The 15,532-nt window shown below is 41.2% G+C and carries 15 protein-coding genes; 10 read left to right on the top strand and 5 right to left on the bottom strand.

All coding sequences use genetic code 11. The annotated features are described in order from the left end of the window. Positions 1-37: 37 nt before the first annotated feature. On the bottom strand, positions 38-1,033 hold the full coding sequence (locus ACQ4LT_RS07995) for a hypothetical protein (RefSeq protein ID WP_445665507.1): 996 nt from the start codon (positions 1,031-1,033) through the stop codon (positions 38-40). A 254-nt stretch (positions 1,034-1,287) separates the two neighbouring features. Here ACQ4LT_RS07995 and ACQ4LT_RS07990 point away from each other — a divergent pair, with 254 nt between their 5' ends. After that, complete coding sequence (locus ACQ4LT_RS07990; RefSeq protein ID WP_445665506.1) at positions 1,288-2,136, top strand: dienelactone hydrolase family protein; 849 nt, start codon at positions 1,288-1,290, stop codon at positions 2,134-2,136. Between the two features lie 59 nt (positions 2,137-2,195). Here ACQ4LT_RS07990 and ACQ4LT_RS07985 read toward each other — a convergent pair whose 3' ends face one another. After that, entirely contained in the window at positions 2,196-2,801 is a 606-nt protein-coding gene (locus tag ACQ4LT_RS07985) for a nitroreductase family protein (protein ID WP_445665505.1), read from the bottom strand. A 142-nt stretch (positions 2,802-2,943) separates the two neighbouring features. Here ACQ4LT_RS07985 and ACQ4LT_RS07980 point away from each other — a divergent pair, with 142 nt between their 5' ends. Both ACQ4LT_RS07980 and ACQ4LT_RS07975 read left to right on the top strand, forming a co-directional pair. Further along, positions 2,944-3,615 (top strand): FAD-binding oxidoreductase, encoded by a 672-nt coding sequence (locus ACQ4LT_RS07980; RefSeq protein ID WP_445665504.1) that lies wholly within the window; start codon positions 2,944-2,946, stop codon positions 3,613-3,615. A 100-nt stretch (positions 3,616-3,715) separates the two neighbouring features. Then, positions 3,716-4,114: a hypothetical protein gene (locus tag ACQ4LT_RS07975; RefSeq protein WP_445665503.1), complete on the top strand. Its 399-nt coding sequence runs from the start codon at positions 3,716-3,718 to the stop codon at positions 4,112-4,114. A 71-nt stretch (positions 4,115-4,185) separates the two neighbouring features. Here ACQ4LT_RS07975 and queA read toward each other — a convergent pair whose 3' ends face one another. Continuing rightward, positions 4,186-5,187: a tRNA preQ1(34) S-adenosylmethionine ribosyltransferase-isomerase QueA gene (gene queA / locus ACQ4LT_RS07970; protein WP_445665502.1), complete on the bottom strand. Its 1,002-nt coding sequence runs from the start codon at positions 5,185-5,187 to the stop codon at positions 4,186-4,188. A 139-nt stretch (positions 5,188-5,326) separates the two neighbouring features. Then, positions 5,327-6,412, bottom strand: a complete 1,086-nt coding sequence (gene dinB, locus ACQ4LT_RS07965) for a DNA polymerase IV (RefSeq protein ID WP_445665501.1) — start codon at positions 6,410-6,412, stop codon at positions 5,327-5,329. A gap of 133 nt (positions 6,413-6,545) precedes the next feature. On the opposite strand from dinB, the gene ACQ4LT_RS07960 reads away from it, so the two are divergent. From ACQ4LT_RS07960 to ACQ4LT_RS07940, 5 genes are all read left to right on the top strand, one after another. Then, complete coding sequence (locus ACQ4LT_RS07960) at positions 6,546-6,809, top strand: hypothetical protein (protein WP_445665500.1); 264 nt, start codon at positions 6,546-6,548, stop codon at positions 6,807-6,809. Positions 6,810-7,027: 218 nt separating this feature from the next. Next, the gene (locus ACQ4LT_RS07955) at positions 7,028-7,762 is read left to right on the top strand and encodes a hypothetical protein (protein WP_445665499.1); all 735 of its coding nucleotides are present in this window, start codon (positions 7,028-7,030) and stop codon (positions 7,760-7,762) included. Between the two features lie 88 nt (positions 7,763-7,850). Beyond that, positions 7,851-8,378, top strand: coding sequence for a 2'-5' RNA ligase family protein (locus tag ACQ4LT_RS07950; RefSeq protein ID WP_445665498.1), 528 nt, complete (start codon positions 7,851-7,853; stop codon positions 8,376-8,378). A 93-nt stretch (positions 8,379-8,471) separates the two neighbouring features. Further along, positions 8,472-9,875 (top strand): Glu/Leu/Phe/Val family dehydrogenase, encoded by a 1,404-nt coding sequence (locus tag ACQ4LT_RS07945; RefSeq protein WP_445665497.1) that lies wholly within the window; start codon positions 8,472-8,474, stop codon positions 9,873-9,875. 130 nt (positions 9,876-10,005) lie between these two features. Further along, complete coding sequence (locus ACQ4LT_RS07940; RefSeq protein WP_445665496.1) at positions 10,006-11,496, top strand: sodium/proline symporter; 1,491 nt, start codon at positions 10,006-10,008, stop codon at positions 11,494-11,496. A 9-nt stretch (positions 11,497-11,505) separates the two neighbouring features. On the opposite strand, the gene ACQ4LT_RS07935 is transcribed toward ACQ4LT_RS07940, so the two are convergent. Then, complete coding sequence (locus ACQ4LT_RS07935) at positions 11,506-13,071, bottom strand: hypothetical protein (RefSeq protein ID WP_445665495.1); 1,566 nt, start codon at positions 13,069-13,071, stop codon at positions 11,506-11,508. A gap of 344 nt (positions 13,072-13,415) precedes the next feature. Here ACQ4LT_RS07935 and ACQ4LT_RS07930 point away from each other — a divergent pair, with 344 nt between their 5' ends. Both ACQ4LT_RS07930 and ACQ4LT_RS07925 read left to right on the top strand, forming a co-directional pair. Next, entirely contained in the window at positions 13,416-14,012 is a 597-nt protein-coding gene (locus tag ACQ4LT_RS07930; RefSeq protein WP_445665494.1) for a penicillin-binding protein activator LpoB, read from the top strand. Between the two features lie 187 nt (positions 14,013-14,199). After that, positions 14,200-15,522 (top strand): hypothetical protein, encoded by a 1,323-nt coding sequence (locus tag ACQ4LT_RS07925; RefSeq protein ID WP_445665493.1) that lies wholly within the window; start codon positions 14,200-14,202, stop codon positions 15,520-15,522. The last annotated feature ends 10 nt before the right edge of the window (positions 15,523-15,532 follow it).

Genomic DNA, 15,532 nt, shown 5'->3' with positions numbered 1-15,532 from the left:
AGCTTGCGCCAGACTTATTTTAACAGTTTTTTCTTCTCTAATTAGACTCTACATCCTGTTGGTCAAGGTTATCAACTTCGTCTACCTGTTTTAGTTTCAGGTAGTCAACTAACTCGTCCTGCATATCTTCTCTAATGCGTTCGGGATGCGTAATCTTCGTGTAAAAAACAGTGAAGTAAACTACTTTGACAGACGTAACGGTACGCTCAAAAAGATTACTGAACAGCTTCCCTATCCATAGCGCTACAATTACGGGTACCCAACTAAAGCTGACAGGATCTCCTCCGATGGTTATTGTAGAGGTCGGAAAAACTGAGCTACCGAAGTAACCGATTGCGGCAGAAATGATAAATAATAAGACATAAGCCGGGAGGGTTACATGGCGGACAACCCTGCCCAGAAAGTCAATCCCAAAAATACCAACTAAGGATTCGGGAACACGATCTTTAAGTTTTTTCATCTCTTTAACGGCCGGTGTGATATCCATCTCGTCCACGGCCACCGATGGCAGCAGATAGTGATTGGCCAGGTCCCAAACCTCTTCTAATCCAGCGATAAAGAGCCTGATGATCATCTTTATAATACCGCCGCCAACAAACTTACTCTTATTGACGAAGCGCATCAGGATGTCGAGCCAGGCAATTTTTAGGATTTGCGAGCTTAGTTTTTTACTGGCATTCGTGGCTCCCACATACGAAGGATCATTACCGATGATGGTCTCGTATACTGTCCAGCTCATCCGCATTTCCTGTTTGTTATCATAAAAGTGCTTGTAGAGAAATAAGATGAAGGCAAAGAAAAGGGACAGGAGGCCGTATCCTATTTGATCAAACTGCCACAAAAAGAATACCGCGAAACCGAAGGTAACCATTATGGAATGGTAAATGGCCATCCGTATCCACGGCTTGATGATATCCTTGTCTTTGCCAATGATAGTGAACGTACTTTTAACCAAATGCAGTACCGATTTAATACGCTCTTTGTAAGGAAGCGAATCAAACGATTGGCTTGCTTTGCTAAAATCAAAACTCATATATAACCCGATATTTTATTAATTTTTTATTCAGATCTCTTGATATACCGACGGGACGGAAATAGCATCACCATTAAACTCCCATCAAATTTTTTTCATTGTACAGATCATAAGACTAATCCTCAAATTCAGTGCTTTCAATGATCTATACTGGGAACCTGTTCACTCTTTATAGGCAGTAAATACGAAGTCATGCAACTTTTCGGCTCAAATTTTAATTAAAAGAGTATAACCGCAATAAAAACAAGGTGATTATGCATCAACTTGGACGTGTATATTTAGTATTGGGATTGGCGCTGCTTTTAACAGCGTGCAGTGATAGCCCGGAAGAAGATTTTATTGATCGGATGACGCAAGAGCACAAGGGAGATTCGCCGGTCGAAAATACTTCACAGCAGTTAAACCAATCGGGAGAAGTATCGGGACAGGAGGTTACCTACGCTACGGTAAATGGAAAAGATATTACAGGGTACTTATCTAAACCCGAAGGAAAAGATAATGCTCCCGGTATTATTGTGATCCACGAATGGTGGGGCTTAAATGACAATATTCGGATGATGACGGATAAACTGGCCGGCGAAGGATATACGGCGTTGGCTGTTGATTTGTATAATGGGAAGGTGGCGGAATCACCCGATAGCGCAGGGACCTATGCCCGTTCTGTTGATGACAAAGAAGCCTTGGCTAACTTGACCCAGGCGTACGGCTATCTCAATAAAAGTCAGGGAGCGGATAATATCGGTGTAATCGGCTGGTGTTTTGGCGGAGCGTGGTCGCTGCAAACGGCCCTGGCCCATCCGCAAAAGATTGACGCCACTGTTATTTATTACGGCCGACTGGTGACCGAGACAGAGAAGCTTAAAACTTTAGAGATGCCCGTGCTTGGTATTTTTGGTGAAGAAGATGAGGGTATTCCACCTCAAAAGGTGAAGGGTTTTGAGTCGGCTCTCAATGAAGTGGGTGTCGAGAATTCCATCCATATTTATGAAGGGGCGGGACATGCTTTTGCGAACCCATCCGGCACGCGATATGTTGAAAAAGCTGCTGAGGATGCCTGGCAAAAGACCGTTCGTTTTCTCGAGCAAAATTTGAAAGGGGAGTAAAAAAAAGAATAGCTGCTGACCGGAGATTGGTCAGCAGCTATATATAAAATTAATTGTTCTTACCCTTCCCATTCCCCGTCAAAGACAATTTCGTCCAGATCTTTGCGAATGCGCGGAGAAGTTTCCTGTTTTTGCAATTTGTCATTTAGTGATTCGGGATTTCCTTTATACCCGATAGCAAACATGGTCATCGGTTTATAATCGTCGGGTATCTCGTACAGCTCACGTGCCTTTTTGGGTAATATGCCAGCCATCTGGTGTACGTATAAATCGTGTTTCGTAGCCTCAAAAGTTAGGTGAGCAATGGCTTGTCCCAGGTCATGTCCGGCATGGGGATTGTCTCTGCCATCTAAATCAAAGGTTGTTTTGGTAAGGGCCAGTACCAGTACGGGTGCGTCTGCGGCCCAGCTTTGGTTGAAGTCATTCATTACGGAAGCGAGTTGTTCATACGCCTCCTGATCCTGTTTGCGGGCTATGATAAAACGCCATGGCTGTTCATTGTATGATGAGGGAGCCCAGCGTGCGGCTTCAAAAAGTTGATTTAATAGTTTGGTATCAATCGATTTTTCGGAAAAAGCTCGGGGACTCCATCTCTTCTGTAGGAGTTCGTGAATAGGGTATTCTGTATCGGCCAATTTTATGGGTTGTTCGTCTGTAGCTTGCATATGGTTGATTTATTATTTCATTTAGTTTAATGTTGAACTAAATAACAAAGTAGCTCTTGGGATAATTCCGAGGATTTTTTTGAATGGTTAGAGCCCCAAAAGCATTTTTTTAGTGAATATTAATCAGAAGAAAATAAGAGCTATGAGTCATAAGGTTGAGATTTTGGATATTAAAGACATTACCCACGATGTGAGAGCGTACACTTTTGAAAAGCCCGATGGCTATTCCTTTACTCCGGGACAGGCTACGGAGGTAGCTATCAACAAGGAGGGTTGGCGTGACAAAAAGCGGCCATTTACATTTACGAATCTGCAGGAAGATGATCACCTGGAGTTTGTGATTAAGAGCTATCCGGATCACAATGGCGTAACGGAACAAATTGGGCAGCTTAAAGAAGGTGATCATTTTATTATTGATGATGCATGGGGAACGATTGAATACAAGGGAGAAGGTGTTTTTCTGGCAGGTGGTGCAGGGGTAACGCCGTTTATTGCCATTTTACGTGATTTGTATGCAAAAAATGAGATTGGTTCAAATACGCTTATCTTTTCGAATAAGACGGAGGATGATATTATTCTGAAGGATGAATTTGATAAGATATTGGGAGAACAGTTTATCAATGTGATTACAGATGAGCCCACTGATGAGCATATCTATCTGGATGGATTTATTGATAAAGAGTTTTTGTCCGACCAGATTAATGATTTTGATCAGCCTTTTTACGTGTGTGGACCTCCGGCTTTTAATGATGCGATGATTAAATATCTCAAAGAGCTCGGTGCTCAACCCGATGCACTGGTCTTTGAAGACTAAATGATCTTCCGGAACTTTTTGACTTCTGCAAAGATAAACGATATCCTGTAAGTCTGTGTTTAAAACATGTAGTAATTCTAAACCAAAGTATTTGTAAATTATGAAGTTAGTCGATGCTGACGGTAATGAAATAACAAGTAAAGAAAATGTTGATGCTAAAGAGCTGGAAAAGCAGATGTCCAAGAAGATTGAGACCCTGCTTGAACCGGTAATGAACAAGATTAAACTATCCGGCGCGCAGGTGCCACAGGAGCAACTGATGCAATTAAGCTCCGCTGCCCAGCAGATGCTGCACAATCGTATGATTTATAACCTGCTTCAAAAGGTAGGTATTGAAGATCTGGACGAAGTGCTCTCCGAAGATGATGTAGAAGAACTTTCAACATCACTTAAAAACCAGGTTAAAATGGTTGATGGCGATGAAGCGCAAAATGCCCAGCAGCAAATGAAGCAGAAGATGGAAGAGATGCAAAAACAGCAACAGAATCCGGATAGTTAAGACCCGTTATTTGTTGATTCGATAATGGTTATTAGGTATGCATATCCAAATAACCATTGACGGATAACTATTTATAATATCAGCATGGCGTCGCCAAAGGAGTAGAAACGATACTCCTCATCGATGGCGTGCTGATATATTTTTTTCATTTCTTCGTAACCGGTAAATGCTGCTACCAGCATCAGCAAAGTGCTTTTAGGTAGGTGAAAATTGGTAATCAGCGCATCGGTTGCCTTGAATTCAAAGCCGGGACGGATAAAAATATCTGTATCCATCTTTGTTGAAGTAAACTTATCGTGTTCTCGAAGCGCCGATTCTAACACCCGAACGCTTGTAGTTCCCACCGCTGTAATATGCTCAGCATTATTTAATTGGGCTGCTGTTTCTTTTGTGATTTTAAACCATTCGGAATGCATCGTGTGTTCCTCAATACTATCGGCTTTAATCGGCGCAAAGGTTCCAAGTCCTACATGCAGGGTTACCTCAGCTTGGTCAATTCCCTCCTCTTGAATTTTGGCAAGAAGATCATCCGTAAAATGAAGTCCCGCAGTAGGTGCGGCTTTGCTGCCTAAATCATCCGCATAAACCGTTTGGTACTTTTCTGATAGCGACTCGTTTTGCTCGATATAGGGAGGAAAAGGGGTATGCTTATATTGCTCATATACTTGGTGACCGAGTGAAGGGCTCATTTTTAGTGTCCGCAATCCTTCGTCATCAATATTCAACACTTCAGCAGAGATGGTATCGGTTAGTTCTACCGTTCGGCCCTTTTTAAACTTTTTGCCGGGACGTACCATCGCCTGTACGGTGGTATTATTAGCCGTATCAAGAATAAATATTTCTTTGCTACCGTCGTCAAAAAGCAGCCGACATTTTTCCACTTTGCTGTTATTAACAACCAGCGTGGTATTTTTGGGTAGATACTTATGTATGTTGTAAAAACGATCGTCAGTTATGGTGTTAGATTCGCGATCATACACAAGCAGACGCGAATGGTCGCGCGGCTCGGCCGGTTGCTGGGCGATAAATTCATCAGGCAGATCATAATCAAAGTCGGAAAGGGTGTAACTCATCAGAAAGTAATTTTAGCCGTAGATTAACACGGATTGAAACGGATTATTTTTAGCTGCTAAAGATAAGGAAAATTAATGGGTATCAAGAGTTGTAGAGTGGTTAAATAACAGTAGAAATTTGTGTGGCCTTGTGGACGAATTATTCAAAAGGAATTTCAAGCTGTTTGAAATGGCCTTTTTCATTGAGGTTTAAATTAGAAAGGGTGATACCGAGCAGACGCACCTTTCGCTCTCCTACTTCGGTTTCTTCGAGTAGCGAAATGGCAGTATTGGCGATGTCTTCAGCATCATTAATATAATGACTGAATGAGGTGCTTCGGGTGATAGTTTCAAAATCGTCATATCGTACCTTAAGCGTTACTGTTTTTCCGGCCGCATTTTTGTCTTTCATGCTTTGGGATATTTTCTCGGACAATTCGCGCAAAAAGTTATTGATCCATCCCAGATCATCAACATCCTCAGAAAATGTGCGTTCCTTCCCTATTGATTTTCGGATCCGGTGAGTTTTTACCTGCCTGTTGTCGATACCTCGAACAATGCGATAGTAATACCGACCGGTTTTGCCAAACTCATTAACCAGATCAATTTCCGACCATTGTTTTAAATCTTTGCCGGTATAGATCCCCAGCGATTTCATTTTGGATTCGGTCGCCTCTCCTATCCCATAGAATTCGCCAATTTCGAGCTTCTCTAAAAAATCCCGGGCATCTTCGGGTAGAATTACCGAAAGTCCATCTGGCTTATCTAAATCGGAAGCTATTTTGGCCAGGAACTTATTATGCGCCACACCGGCCGATGCGGTAAGCCGGGTCTTTTCTTTAATACGCTTGCGAATCTTTTTTGCAATTAGTGTAGCCGAGGGCAGGTTAATATGGTTTTCGGTGACATCAAGATAGGCTTCGTCCAGTGAGAGCGGCTCGACGAGATCCGTAAATTCGAAGAATATCTCCCTGATTTGTTCTGATATTTTTCGATAAACTTCAAAGCGGGGCTTAACAAAAATAGCATGCGGACATAAACGCACGGCTTTGGCCGCGGGCATAGCCGAATGGACGCCATATTTTCGAACTTCGTAGCTGGCTGCTGCAACAACCCCGCGGCCTTCAGGTGATCCTCCTACAATTACGGGCTTGCCCCGATATTCTGGGAAGTCGCGCTGTTCAACGGATGCATAAAAGGCATCCATATCAATATGGATAATTTTTCGGATATCTGGCTTAGCCATTGAACAACAATTGAGAGAATGCTAAGTAATATACGGAATCAGGATCGATATATGGTAAAAAACAGGTTCCAAAATCGATTAAAAAAGTATATTTTTTGTACAAATCATATTTAAAATAAAATAATAGGACGGAATGGAAGAATTAAATGGAACCATGATATTCTGGCTAATTTCTGCGGGGATGGTAGCCGGAGCACTTACCAAGGTAAGTATCTGGAAACAAGGTGTTGATCTTGTTCCCAACCTTATTGGCGGTGTAGTTGGGGCTGTAGTAGTTGGGAGCTCAGCTATAATGATTAATATGCCGGGAAGTTTAGCATTTGGCTTTTTAGGGAGCCTGGCGGTTCTTTTTATTATGAATGTTTTTTATTTACAATCTGAAGAAGAACATGCTTAAAGTTTGTTACTGTATTTATTAAAGAATATTTGTTTCAGAAGGTTAATTTTTGAGACACATTGGATTCTTGTCCAAAATTTATTTAATTAGCGACAGGGATTGTGATGAGTTGTACTGGGGTTCTGGTTTCGACCAGGACCCTTTTTTATTTTCGGATGGTGTAACTTCTCTTTTGAAGGATCGTGCAAAAAGCGATCTTCAGTTATATCATAGTATGTATGGATACAGGCCAGACCCAATCTATTGATCAGCTCAAGGAATTGAATGATCAGTTCGATCGAAAGTTACAGGAGCTTGACGGAAATCAGTCCCGCGATTTTTCTTTTTTATGGAAGAGGATGTTGCTGAGTGTTTTCTTAGGTGTTTTAGCTTTAGTTATGCCCTTTTTGCTACTTGTCAGAACTTCGGTGTTTATGTACAACACCTATCAAACAAGTGGTTGGTTGGCACTCTCGATCGGATGCGTGGCTACGGTATTATTATTGTTGCTTTATGGAGGTGTTTTTGTCTATAAGTTTGGTATGGGCAAGAAGGCCCTTAAATACATCTTCCGAGGGATTTTAGTGTTAGTGGCAGCATATACTTTTTATGGGATGTTATATTATTCAAGCTTGAATACAAAGACGGAAGAAATACGTTCCTATTATCGATCGCTACATCCCATAGTACGAGTAGCGTTAACGACCGTTACACTTGCTGATAGCGATGTAGTTGTAACGGATATACAGCGCCGGCCCGAAGACTATCACCGAATGGGGCTCTCAGAGAACGAACAATCACTGCACTATGTGCAGACCAGCGGGTATGTGCATGCGGTTGATGTACGCACCAAAGGGAGGGCAAGGTGGAAGAACTGGATGTTTGAGTATTCGTTTAAACTTTTTGGATTATCAACTATTCGCCATATAGGTACCGCTGACCATTTACATGTTTATCTGCCGTTAAATAAGTAAAAGGGCACTGTTTTAAAATGATTGGTTTCCTGTATATTTAATAGGCAGACAAAAATTAAAGGTTTAAGAGGGATAATTAGTCATAGTTATGGAAAAGACAGCAACATATTCGCTTTGGTTGGAACCCATGGGTGATACAGCCTACAAATTACAACAGCGTATTAAAGAGCTCAGCAAGAAGTACGATACGCCGGTATTTTCTCCTCACGTAACGCTCCTTGGGGGACTAACGGCATCGAAAACCGAGCTTGTTCCGTTAACAGATACGCTGGCCTCATCGGTAGCCCCATTTGATTTAAAACTTACTAAAGCCGGATATCTGAATACATTTTTTCAATCACTGTTTATTCATATAGAACAGAATGAAGGACTCACCTATCTACATAACAATGCGTGTCGCCTATTTGATTGCCCCGAAGAGTACGAAAAAGAATATATGCCGCATCTTAGTTTGCTATATGGAGATTTGAGCCAGCAGCAAAAAGAGAAAATTCTCAACAATATTGGCCGTAAATTTTATATCCGATTTACGGCAAAAAAAGTCGTGTTAATGGATACCGATGGAAAACCTGGGCAGTGGAAGAAGATACATACGGCGATGTTCAAACAGGGATAAAAAATGTTGACACTCTGTAATAATATTGCGATTGTCGATCTAATTAGATGCTAAGATTTTTTTGAAATATTACATTAGCTAAAAACCTATTTTATGTCCGATTATAAATTTTTTGCCCAGGTAAATAAGGCCTTCGATATTGCAGCCAAATATTCTGAATATGACCAGGGGCTGCTTGATCAAATTAAAATCTGTAATAATATTTATCATGTTACCTTTCCGCTTGAACGTGATGATGGTTCTATCGAAGTAATTCACGGGTGGCGGGTAGAACACAGCCATCACAAGCTGCCAACCAAGGGAGGAATCCGTTTTAGCACTACCGTTAATGAAGATGAAACGATGGCTCTGGCGGCACTTATGACCTATAAATGTGCTGTTGTAGATGTACCTTTTGGAGGGGCTAAAGGGGGTATAAAAATTGATAAATCCCGATTTTCGGATAGTGAAATTGAACGCATTACGCGGCGCTATGCCTATGAGCTGATTAAAAAGGACTTTTTAGGACCGGGATCTGATGTTCCGGCACCTGATTACGGTACCGGTGCTCGCGAAATGGGATGGATTTTAGATACCTACCGACAGTTAAAGTCGGATATTAATGCTGAAGCATGTGTTACAGGAAAACCTATTCCCCAAGGCGGAGTACGCGGACGTACAGAAGCAACCGGACGAGGTGTATATTTTGGTGTGCGGGAGGCTTGTAAAAACAAAGAAGATATGGAAGATCTTGGGTTGGAGCTTGGATTGGAAGGTAAAACCTTTGTTATTCAGGGGCTTGGCAATGTAGGCTACCATACGGCCCAGAATTTGATCAAGGGCGGTGCCATCATGGTTGGTGTCGCAGAAATTGAAGGATCCATTTATGATTCTGAAGGAATAGATCTTGAACGATTGATGGAGTATCGTCAAGATACCGGTTCCATATTAGGATTTGGTGATACCAAAGAGCTTGAAAGTAATACTGCAGTTTTAGAAGCCGAGTGCGATATTTTGATACCGGCTGCGCTTGAAAATCAAATTAATGAAGAGAATGCAGCTAATGTTAAAGCAAAAATTATTGGCGAAGCGGCTAATGGGCCAACAACGGCCAAAGCCCACGATATTCTAAAGGAAAAAGGGGCACTTATAATACCTGATAATTATCTGAATGCCGGTGGAGTAACGGTATCATATTTTGAGTGGTTGAAAAATCTTTCTCACGTTCGATTTGGGCGCATGGAAAAGCGGTTTGAAGAAAGTAGTTATCGCAAAATTCTAAATGTTATTGAAAATATTTCTGACCGTAAATTTTCGGAAGCAGAAATGGGTGTGTTGGCACAAGGAGCAGATGAGAGGGATTTGGTTGATTCCGGACTCGAGGAAACAATGATTAATTCTTATAATGAGCTAAATGAATTACGGAAAACACATGATATCGATCTCCGCACAGCGGCTTTTCTAAGTGCAATTAATAAAGTTGGTATCATGTATAATCAGATGGGTATTTTCCCATAATTTATAAGTGACTCAGCGATTTGTAACTGCTGTCTAATTATGACTTCATTTTATCTGATAATGTTTGTTGTGCCATTGCTAATCGTTGGATTGGCAGTGGCCCTTTCTTATCGTGTAAAATTCCGTGACAATGGATGAGACGCAGGTTATCTCGATTGCGGTAGATGAATATGCTGTTGGAGCATTTATCGCCTACCTTTTGCTTCTCGTTGGTATAGGAATATATTCTTCCCGTTTTTCATCGGAAGGTATCAGCGAGTTTTTTATTGGCGGACGTCAGATAAATAGATTTGTGGTGGCTTTATCAGCAGTGGTGTCAGGTCGCAGTGCGTGGCTTCTTGTTGGCGTAACCGGCATGGCCTATGCTCAGGGTGCGTCGGCGATTTGGGCTGTGATGGGATATGTGATTGTTGAGTTATTTCTTTTTCTGTATTACGCCCGTAGGCTCCGTAATTTTTCGGAGACCTATAACTGCATAACCGTCCCAGACTTTTTTGCGGAACGATTCAATGATAAAAATGGCTATCTGCGTATTGCGCTGGTTGTTGTATTTCTGATTTTTATGGTCAGTTATGTTTCAGCGCAATTTGTGGCGGGCGGTAAAGCTTTTGCCTCCAGTTTTGGACTTACGCAGACCAACGGCATTATTATAACTGCTATTATCATCATGGGATATACAGTGCTGGGTGGATTTTTGGCTGTTAGCCTTACTGATATGTTTCAAGCCATATTTATGCTTTTTGCCTTGGTGGTGCTTCCGTTTATTGCAATCTGGGAGGCGGGTGGTTTGCCCCAGGTTTTATCGCAATTAAATAGTATGGAAGCAGGTTTTGCTGATCCCCTGGCCATTGGTTTCGGAGGACTCCTTGGCTTCTTGGGTATTGGGCTTGGATCACCGGGGAATCCACATATTCTTTCTCGTTATATGTCTATTGACGATCCCAAGCAGCTACGATGGTCGGCGGTTGTGGGTACAATCTGGAATGTGTTAATGGGATGGGGCGCTATATTTATTGGTCTGGCAGGCAGGGTTTATTTCCCAGAGGTGGAACTGTTGCCGGCCGGTGATACCGAAAATCTTTACCCTGCCTTGGCACAAGAGCACTTGCATCCTATAATATTTGGGGTTGTGGTTGCATCTATATTTGCCGCTATTATGTCTACGGCAGATTCCCAACTTCTGGTGGCGGCATCATCGGTTGTTCGTGATTTGTATGACAAGCTTATCAAAAAAGGTCAGGAGATTACGCAGCGAAATCTGGTCCTCTACAGTCGAATTATTGTAGTAGTTCTTGTAGCTATAGCATTGGTCTTTAGTTTGGTTGCTCAGGAGCTGGTGTTTTGGCTGGTTCTGTTTGCGTGGGCAGGATTGGGAGCAGCCATTGGTCCTACTTCTATCTTGGCTCTTTATTGGAAAGGAACCACCCAAAAGGGTGTTTTTGCCGGATTAATTACCGGAACGGTAGTAACTATAGGCTGGTACTACATTCCGGTTTTGAAAGATAATCTGTATGAATTGATTCCAGCTTTTGTACTTAGTTTTCTGGCAACATGGATCGTAAGTAGGTTTACCCAAGCGCCGGATAATATTGAAGAGGCTTTTGTGGAATTTGAAAAGTGAGTTTTTGCCCTATAGGTCAAATATTTCAGAAGGTTGCATGCCCCGGTAATCCGGCATAATCATCCCTGCATCGGCCCCAAAGTACGTGGGATCTGAAACGTAATAACGTTTTCCATTATATGTTATAGGATTGTTAATACGTTCGCCACTTGGCTCTTCATCAGGAAAGTGAATAGCCAGGGTTAAATGTCCTGGATATCGTACTACGATATAGTCGAGATTGGTAAATTGATCAAGTAAATATCCGAGCATAATTGCGCGGTCATCACAATCCGATGCCGGATAATAGAGCGTTTCAACGGGGAACATCTTTTTTTCGGCATTGAACTGTTCCGTATCGGTTTGATACTTAAAAGAGCGCTGTGTAAAACGAAGCAACAGGTTTACCTGCTCGAGGGTAGATTTGCCATCCAGTAGAGGTTTTAAGGCTTCGACTAACTGTGAATGTGTCTCATTATTTTCTATTTGGCTGTTAAAATACAGGGGCAAGTCAGCCTGTGGATAGTTCTTAAAGTAGTTAACGGTTTGGACATCTACTGGTACGCTGATCGAATAAGTGGAATCCCGAAAGGTGAATGCTAAGTTTCGTTGTTCCTGTTTTTGCTTTAGTGTGGGAAGTTCTTCAAAAAGTAGATTGATAGCTCTTTCCTCCTTTTGAGCGTGGTTGCCTTTGTACGTGTAAAATTTTTGTGGAAGGCTTGGATAATCATCACTTAACTGAAGGTAATAATACGTTGACCCATTTAAGGTTAGGGACTTTCGGAAAACATGCGGAGTGGCTTTTACAAGTAAATGAACCTGATGATTTTTATAGGCTACCTTGGTGCCAAAACCGGATTGTGTTAGCATAAACCATGTAAATAGAGTAGCCTCATTGGTTTTTTGCCCATAAATCTGTGTACCAATATTATGCAGTAGCTGGGCATATCCAAAATCGTTTAGCGACAGTTTCGTTTGTAGTTCCTGGATTTGTTCAAGGAAAGAAGGATAATCTTTTGTACTGAGATGTTTCCAGAATTCTGCAATGGCTTTGCGATTAACCGGTTTTTCTAATTGTTTTTCGTAGGCAGTGTAATATTTATAATTGATTGGTATACCATAGTATTGTAACTGCCTGGAGCGAACCTCAGCTTTTTTAATCTTCGGATTAAAGTTGGCTGTGATACCTTTAGAGGGATTAAAAGATTTGGCTTTAACTTCTTGCGTGATATCCGTTTTTATTGGTTCCTCTTTCTGCGATTTAGGGAATGTTCTTTGCTCTTCCTCCTGAGGCTGGTCAGCTTCTGGTGATGGCTGGTTATTTTGTGGCTGTTGTTTGTCTGTTTTTGAGTTGTTCCCACGCTGTTGTTCTTTTGGATTAGGATCAGGAGAAATAGGATTATCTACAACAGGGAGCTGCTTAGGCTTAGGTTTTTCATAGAAATCAGGACTGTGCTCCGACTTGAAATTCTCCCATTCTTTTTGGAGCATCTCATAGAACTCCTTGTCATACTCATTTTGAAACTCTTGGAACTCTTGAAGGTAGTTTTCTTTCCACTCTTCAAAATCCTGGGCTTGTGCAGTATTAAATGACATGCCCAAAATCATAAGTAAGACAGTTAAAATACAATAGAAATTGCCCTTAATTTTACCCTTAACCATGGCTTTAATCCCTCAGTTTAGATGAATTGTTTTGATAAATGGTAACCTCAAACTATCAGAGTTACAAATATTCAGGTTATAGTTGGATAACTTGATCCGCTAAATAATTAAATTATTAGTTCTTTTTACAAAAGGAATTAAGCTTATTGATAATAATATTAAGTGGAATTTTATAAAAAATAAGATTAAGATTTGAAATCTTATTTGAAAAATAGCAAGTTCGAATGTGTTAAAAATTTAAACGGGGACAAATTATAAAAACTTAAGAGAGTCAACCTATGACCTTTACAAGAATCATATTAAGTACATTCATTGCAGCATTTCTTTTTTGGGGATGTGGTCCTTCACAAAGTGTTCAAAGAGTAGATCCGGGTTCTCAGTCAGATTTATCAGGGAATTGGAATGCCACTGATGCCCGCATGGTGGCAGAGGATATGACTTCCGATATTCTTTCGGCTGCATGGTTACAAAATGTAGAGTCACCGGTTCTAATTGTTGGTGATATTAGAAATAATACTACAGAACATATCCGGACGGATATTTTCATTAAAGAAATGGAGAGAGCAATTGTTAATAGTCAAAAGATTGAAATTGTGGCAGACCCTGACCAAAGAAATCAGATCAGGGCCGAACGCGATGATCAGCAGCAACATGCTTCCTATGAATCCGCTTCTGCTGTTGCGCAAGAGCTTGGTGCTGACTATATGTTGGTTGGTGGTATTGAAGCCAATGTAGACAAGAATTTGGATGGGACACGGGTCGCTAAGTTTTATACCGTTAATCTTGAACTTATCAATGTTGAATCTAACCGAAAGGCTTGGATTGGCAATAAAAAAATCAAGAAGATGATTGAGCGAAGTAAAGCAAAGTGGTGAGTTCTTAATTTGTAATTGCCTTTAGATTACTTAGAATTTTGATTTTCAACATATTAGAGGCCTGATGAAGTATGTGACAACAAGAGAGCAAAGGTTTTTTGTTTAGTTTTAAAAGAAAACAGCTTAGGGGTGCCAATATTAACCTGCTCGGGATCAAAGGTCGGTCAAATTTATGAGAATCAGCTTGATGTTTGATAGAAAGATAGTGGGGATATTGGTACTATTGGTTTATGCGGGACTTGTATCGGGATGTGGTTCGCAAAAGCTGGTGGATGGTCAAAATCAGATGCGTGCCTCCTTTCAGTCTGGTGATTTTGATCGAGCTGATCAGATTGCTGATAGCTTAAAAGAAAATAAGGTCTATGAAGCTAAAGATCGTGTACTTTATGCCCTGGAGAAGGGGACAATTAATTATTTTAAGGGCGATTACGAACAAAGCGTTAAGTCTTTTACAAATGCAGAAGAATATATAGATCAGTTTTTTACAAAAAGTATTAAAACAGGGATTGGTGCTTTTTTAAGTAATGATACCCAACTTAATTATAATGGGGAGATCTATGAGGACGTGTATCTCAATGGATTTAAGAGTTTGGGATATTTGAAAATGGATGAGTTTGAGAGTGCCTTGGTTGAAGCTCGTCGTATCGCACAAAAGCTCTCTGAAGCAGAGCAGAAATATGGTGAATATGCAAGTGCGATGGCTGAGTCTGATACCACAGAGAAAGACATAAAATGGGAGGCTGGCACTTCCAGTATTCATGATAGCCCACTGAGCCATTATTTAGCAAGTGCTCTTTATGCCAAGGCCGGAGAAGAAGATGGGGCACGGATCGAGATGGATAAACTGAAAAAGGCCATAAACAATCATCAGGCAATGCCTGATTCAAAGCTGAAGTTTGATTCTACTTTTACCAAGGTACAGTATCCCAACCAATATAATGCAATGTTAATGGCTTTTTGCGGAAATGCTCCCGAAAAGGTAGATAATAGTATCAATACTGATCTAAACCTTGATGGGAAAGGCATAAAAATTGCTATCCCTAAGCTGAAAATGAGACCGTCAAGGGTTGGTGATATTGAAGCAGTAATAAATGATACTATGAGGATTGACCTAAAAATTATTGAAGAAATGGATAAGGTAGCCCGGGAAACATTTGAAATCAAAAAGCCCATCATTATTGCCCGGGCAACGATTAGGGGTATTCTAAAATCTGTTGCCCAAAAAGGAGTTACGGATGCAATTGAAGATGAGTATGGTTCCACAGCCGCCGATATTGCGGGCTTTCTGGGGGGCAGGGCTCGGGAGGCTACGGAGCAGGCTGACTTGCGAGGCTGGCAGACAATGCCGGGTAAGGTTTATACAAATGTAGTTAAGCTTCCCTCCGGGGAACATGATGTGACATTTAACTATTATTCGCCTGTAGGTAAATTGCTGTATTCAGAGGCCCGTAATATAAAAATAGGCGAACAAGAACGTTTAGAACCGATAGCGTCAATTTACTCCAACTAAAAAGTAGAGT

This window comes from Fodinibius sp. AD559, from assembly GCF_052712805.1.
This window is presented reverse-complemented; position numbering and strand designations above follow the sequence as displayed.

Bases quoted from the DNA above. Each gene is read 5' to 3' on its own strand.
- dinB (WP_445665501.1), bottom strand. From the start codon at position 6,412: ATGGCTAAGCCAGATATCCGAAAAATTATCCATATTGATATGGATGCC.
- ACQ4LT_RS07925 (WP_445665493.1), top strand. From the start codon at position 14,200: ATGTTTGATAGAAAGATAGTGGGGATATTGGTACTATTGGTTTATGCG.
- ACQ4LT_RS07950 (WP_445665498.1), top strand. From the start codon at position 7,851: ATGGAAAAGACAGCAACATATTCGCTTTGGTTGGAACCCATGGGTGAT.
- queA (WP_445665502.1), bottom strand. From the start codon at position 5,187: ATGAGTTACACCCTTTCCGACTTTGATTATGATCTGCCTGATGAATTT.
- ACQ4LT_RS07945 (WP_445665497.1), top strand. From the start codon at position 8,472: ATGTCCGATTATAAATTTTTTGCCCAGGTAAATAAGGCCTTCGATATT.
- ACQ4LT_RS07930 (WP_445665494.1), top strand. From the start codon at position 13,416: ATGACCTTTACAAGAATCATATTAAGTACATTCATTGCAGCATTTCTT.
- ACQ4LT_RS07985 (WP_445665505.1), bottom strand. From the start codon at position 2,801: ATGCAAGCTACAGACGAACAACCCATAAAATTGGCCGATACAGAATAC.
- ACQ4LT_RS07935 (WP_445665495.1), bottom strand. From the start codon at position 13,071: ATGTCATTTAATACTGCACAAGCCCAGGATTTTGAAGAGTGGAAAGAA.
- ACQ4LT_RS07955 (WP_445665499.1), top strand. From the start codon at position 7,028: ATGGATACAGGCCAGACCCAATCTATTGATCAGCTCAAGGAATTGAAT.
- ACQ4LT_RS07995 (WP_445665507.1), bottom strand. From the start codon at position 1,033: ATGAGTTTTGATTTTAGCAAAGCAAGCCAATCGTTTGATTCGCTTCCT.
- ACQ4LT_RS07980 (WP_445665504.1), top strand. From the start codon at position 2,944: ATGAGTCATAAGGTTGAGATTTTGGATATTAAAGACATTACCCACGAT.
- ACQ4LT_RS07975 (WP_445665503.1), top strand. From the start codon at position 3,716: ATGAAGTTAGTCGATGCTGACGGTAATGAAATAACAAGTAAAGAAAAT.
- ACQ4LT_RS07990 (WP_445665506.1), top strand. From the start codon at position 1,288: ATGCATCAACTTGGACGTGTATATTTAGTATTGGGATTGGCGCTGCTT.
- ACQ4LT_RS07960 (WP_445665500.1), top strand. From the start codon at position 6,546: ATGGAAGAATTAAATGGAACCATGATATTCTGGCTAATTTCTGCGGGG.
- ACQ4LT_RS07940 (WP_445665496.1), top strand. From the start codon at position 10,006: ATGGATGAGACGCAGGTTATCTCGATTGCGGTAGATGAATATGCTGTT.